The organism is Desulfotruncus alcoholivorax DSM 16058, assembly GCF_000430885.1.
GTDB classification, from domain to species: Bacteria; Bacillota; Desulfotomaculia; order Desulfotomaculales; family Desulfallaceae; genus Desulfotruncus; species Desulfotruncus alcoholivorax.
This window is the reverse complement of the sequence record NZ_KE387266.1, coordinates 1-4,393: the sequence shown is the minus strand read 5'-3', so window position 1 is coordinate 4,393 and position 4,393 is coordinate 1. Positions and strand designations below refer to the sequence as shown.

6 protein-coding genes and 1 pseudogene are annotated in these 4,393 nt (G+C 42.5%); all 7 read right to left on the bottom strand.

Features of this window, described 5'->3' with window-relative positions:
- Positions 1–321: 321 nt before the first annotated feature.
- On the bottom strand, positions 322–1,242 hold the full coding sequence (gene cas4a, locus H569_RS0117145) for a type I-A CRISPR-associated protein Cas4/Csa1 (protein ID WP_027365973.1): 921 nt from the start codon (positions 1,240–1,242) through the stop codon (positions 322–324).
- A 5-nt stretch (positions 1,243–1,247) separates the two neighbouring features.
- Positions 1,248–1,823 carry a CRISPR-associated protein Cas4 gene (gene cas4, locus H569_RS0117140; protein ID WP_027365972.1) on the bottom strand — a complete coding sequence of 192 codons (576 nt, stop codon included), beginning with the start codon at positions 1,821–1,823 and terminating at the stop codon, positions 1,248–1,250.
- Positions 1,816–2,082 (bottom strand): CRISPR-associated endonuclease Cas2, encoded by a 267-nt coding sequence (gene cas2, locus H569_RS20905; RefSeq protein ID WP_034631260.1) that lies wholly within the window; start codon positions 2,080–2,082, stop codon positions 1,816–1,818. Before cas2 ends, cas4 begins: the two co-directional genes overlap by 8 nt.
- Positions 2,082–3,028, bottom strand: a pseudogene (gene cas1, locus H569_RS20900) (CRISPR-associated endonuclease Cas1). Before cas1 ends, cas2 begins: the two are co-directional and overlap by 1 nt.
- A 396-nt stretch (positions 3,029–3,424) precedes the next feature.
- On the bottom strand, positions 3,425–3,712 hold the full coding sequence (locus H569_RS0117120; RefSeq protein WP_027365970.1) for a hypothetical protein: 288 nt from the start codon (positions 3,710–3,712) through the stop codon (positions 3,425–3,427).
- A 2-nt stretch (positions 3,713–3,714) separates the two neighbouring features.
- On the bottom strand, positions 3,715–4,146 hold the full coding sequence (gene csm4 / locus H569_RS20895) for a type III-A CRISPR-associated RAMP protein Csm4 (RefSeq protein WP_407638107.1): 432 nt from the start codon (positions 4,144–4,146) through the stop codon (positions 3,715–3,717).
- A 35-nt stretch (positions 4,147–4,181) separates the two neighbouring features.
- Positions 4,182–4,393, bottom strand: a 212-nt coding sequence (locus H569_RS22945; protein WP_207637586.1) for a hypothetical protein, incomplete at its 5' end; no start/stop codon positions are given.

Below are 4,393 nucleotides of genomic sequence, written 5' to 3'. Positions count from 1 at the left end.
CTACTTGTAGCAAGGGTTTCGGAAAACCTCTGCTATCTAAAAAACATGTGTATTTCGCAAAACTATTTTTTGAATAAAAAGCCGGGGCTTTTGCGGAAATTCTATATATTACCTTTTATTGCATTTATATTTTGTAGCCTACTTATATAGCGCTCTGTCAGTAAAATAATTATCTTTTTCAAATTTAACAATTTGATCCAATTTACCATTTTAAGGGATACCCAATTACTCAATAATTATAGTTTTCCCCTACCATTTTCTTTTAGTATGGCTTTATTTCTATATAAAAGTCAATTTATCCTTCCTTACACTGCCAAATATTTAACCATGGCAGCTGTGATAATTTGGACAAGTGCCATAACAGTTATTAGCAATCCCCGGGTCAATCTCCTCGTAAATCATGCGCATTTTTTCATCCCGCTCCTCAATAAACCACTGGCGCAACTCATCATCAATAATATGGATATCCTTTTTAACAGAAAGCCTCCCATTTTTTATACTTGCATAAACCAGACAACCCAGATTAACTGGAAACTCGTAAATTGCCTCCATCACCAGGGCATAACCGGTAGTAGTTAATCTGTGGAACTTTTGGGGTTCCCCAAATTTTAGGTCAATTATCATAGGCTCTGAGAAAGTGAATGCATCGGCACTTAAGTTTTGGCTAAGCCCAAGAAAAGATCCATCCAACTTTTGCTCTACAACAATGGGGATAACCAAAGCTGCCAAGGAGTCTTCAGCTATATAGGGTTGCTTGATCAATATCTCTTGAATACGTGATATAATCCGGGAAGCCTCAAAGCTGGTTAACATCTCGGCTTCACCCACCAGGTTGGCCAAATCTTCCTCCGCAAGCTGCCCGCGATACTGAACAAGATTTATTTTGGTTGGACGGGATAACTCTTGAAGTACCTTTTGGTAATTAGTCACCCCATGCATATAAATTAGCTTTTTTGCTTTTACCAGAATATCGACCAGCGCTTGGTGAAGAATCTTACCACGCAGCATGGCAGCATTGGATTGGGACTTTATGCCGTCCACTCTCCTTAAAAAAAGATCTCTATTGGTGGGACAATATGCATTAGCTATCTCATACAAGGCCAGTTTCAGATCGTAAACAGGCTCGAGGGGCGGCTGGTTCCAATTCCAGCCCCGGAGTTCATCGGCTATTTCACTTTGCCTGGACCTGGGCAGATAATTTTTTAGTAGCTGCTTGCGTTCCTCGTCGGTTAGAAAATACATACTGTTTAATTCACGTCCCCACAAAAATTTCGATATTCACAGTCTTTACAACAGCCTTTGAATCTGTTTGGCCGGGGCATCTTTTCCCCGACAATTATGTCACGGATTTTATCCAGACACTCTTTAACAAAAATACGGGCATTGGTGTTGATCTCTATTGGATAAGGTTTTTTTTCGGGAATCAGGTATAAAAAACCATAGCGCACCGGTTTATTGTAGAAATCCTCCAATAACATGGCATAGCTGACCAATTGATACTTATGGTTAAGGGACGGTCCTTTAACCGTATGCTTGAATTCCACCGGGAAATACTCTCCGTTTGCAATGACATGCATATCCAACCTCCCTTCCAAACCTAAACGTTCCGAGCGCAAGTACTGGTGAAATACCCGCTTGCCATGATCCAGACCGAAACGTTTAAAGTTACGTCGTTTCTCCAAACGATCCAGTTCCAGGTGCTCTTCCTTACCATAAGCCATCTTACGAGTGACTCGTTTTTCCACCGGGCATACATATGTAAAATAAATAATGCGCGGGCAGTAAACATATTGTTTAACATCGGTCACCCTTAATTTAATCAACTATTGTTCCTCCCGGTTCCACCCGGATTTCTGTGAGCAAACGCAGATCTTTATCACAAATGGGGCAGATGAGGATTTTGCCAAAGTTCCGGCCCAGGGTTTTTCTAAGCCGCTGGCGTAGCTCATCCCGACGGTTGTGATTGAGTTCACCAATAAAGACGCTGTATTGAATGCGGGTAAGCCCGTAGTCTTTACAAGCCTCGCTAATTTTATTGCGAATTCTATCATCCTCGATATCATAGCTGACCAGCGTTCGCATTACCAGCCGATCACGAAAGGTTTATACCTGGCCTCTCCCCGCAAAAAGGTTGCAATACGCCTGGCTTGACTTTGAATGATTGTTTTTAAAGCAAAGTTTTTACCTTGAAACTTTTCCTTGTGCTCCAACCGCTCAAATATTTTATCAGCGAAATCCCTTTTGGTCATGGTTGCCAAGCCTTCTCCATCCATGCCGATTTGGCTGCCTTTATTCACCAATGCAATTACCACCCGGTCAACCACCGGTTGGCGGAATTCCTCCACAAAATCGTAAACCAGGCTTTTCTTGCCGGGCCTGTCCACGTGTAAAAAACCGCCAAAGATATCCAGCCCGGCCAGAACCAGTGCCTTCTCAATTTGCTGGTTTAAAATGCCGTAACCATAATTGAGCAAAGAATTGAAAGGATCGGCGGCACCGCGGTGTTCCCGGCCGGGAAATGATATTTTCCCTTCCGTCAGGTGCTTGATCATTTCCCAATATATATTGCCCACCCGCCCCTCCACCGACATAACTTGCGCCCGGATATCATCGATGCACTTGCCTTTGATCTCTTTTAACTCATCCGCAAATTTATCCATCCGGGCAATCCCGCCATAAATCTGTTCATATACCTCACGGTTGGTTCCTTTTCGGTACTTGGCAAAATATTTTAAGGTATTGACCTGGTTTTTAAGCTTTCCCTCAACAAAGGCTCTGGCCAGTTGGATACCACGCTGGTCATAATAGGCCATGAGCTGCTCCCGGCGGGTCGACGCTGTACCCACCAAATAGGGGGAAACAAACTTGCGTATGGCTTGCCCGTATAATCCAAAAAGCTGATATAAATCCCATGCCTGACACATTCACGTATACAATCGGCAGATATTGATACTCCCGGATTTTCAATGATAACCTGTTCCAGATCATGAAAGGGCACTTCATTGACCACTTTTTTGTCTTCCCGCACAATCAATCTTTCGCTTTTTTTGCCCAAAAATACGCCAAAGTTAGATATAAATAGCTGCAATGTTAAATGGCTCCTTGATGTTTTGCTATGATTATTACCATTTTATAGGGTGGATATTCTCCAATTAACATAATATGTAAAATATATTATGTAAGTAACTAAAAATTATATGTGCTATCCAGTACTTCAATTACCTCAAGCAGTTGCTCCAATTCAAGCGGATAGCATGTAATAAGGGTCTCCATATCGGGTATATATCCCCTTAAAATAACCTCAGCAACTCTAATACAATTCACAGCATCATCCTGATCCACCGGTTTCATCCCATGCGCAACAATAGATTTATTTCTCTTTTTACGCAGTTCATCAAGCACGTCAAAAAGTTTTATATTTTGTTCAGACTCTTCTGGCCAAAGGCAATATGAGCGAATAATCAGTCGGGTCGTCAATAGGCAATGGCCTGATAAAAATTTGAATATTACTGTTTATTTCACTTGTTATCCAAGTTTGCGTATCCACAGCCCTGGTCTGGGTTTCGCTTTTTACTTTAAAACCTGTGGCAGTTGGGAAAAGATAAATAACCTGCGGCATAATATACCTGCATAGGGTAACAATTGACCCCTCTTCTCCTGTCTTATCGGAATACGGGTCCTGCTCGCCCACAAAAGACAATAATATATTCAATTCTACGCCTCCAATCGTACCGGGACGCTAAACGCCAGCGCATATTGAAGAACTTCAGGATGCGCTGGGGCAATATCCTCAATCATATACCCGTAGTAAGCCCGAACCATCCCCTGCACACGAAACACTGAACCGGCCTGAATCATCAACAACGGGTGCTTAAAAGGATGTTTCGACAGCGCAAATTCCTCGCCCAGTTTGCCGTATTTAACCATAACCCGGTAATTCCCCTCGGTGGGATCGCCGGGAGCCGGAACAAAGTTGGAAAGGCTGAGGAAAGCGTTTGGGTTGTCAATTGCTTCAAATAAGTTACACTTGTCTATGCCGGTAACGTCAAAAGAACCTTTGCCGGTGGATTTTCTTTTGCCCAGCCCGGTTCGGCCCAGCAACCGGAAAAGGTCTGCCAGCCATTGCAGCCGGACCGAATCTGTAATTTTTACATAAACGGAAAGATGATAACAATTTTCGTTTACATAGGGCTTGCTGAACGAAAAAAAAATCCAATAATCTCAAGGATTTGGGAGCATATTTGTCGAATTAATATGCATGGAAAATGCGTCAAATAATGCAAAAACCTTGCACCTGGAGGTAAAATATGTTCCGTAAATTGGAAAAGCAATACTATCTCGAAGAATTCATACTCCCATTTGAAGGTAAACTTAAGGCCGACAATCGCTGGGT

Coding starts and splice junctions, on each gene's coding strand:
- cas4a (WP_027365973.1), bottom strand. CDS start 1,242: ATGTATTTTCTAACCGACGAGGAACGCAAGCAGCTACTAAAAAATTAT.
- cas2 (WP_034631260.1), bottom strand. CDS start 2,082: ATGCGAACGCTGGTCAGCTATGATATCGAGGATGATAGAATTCGCAAT.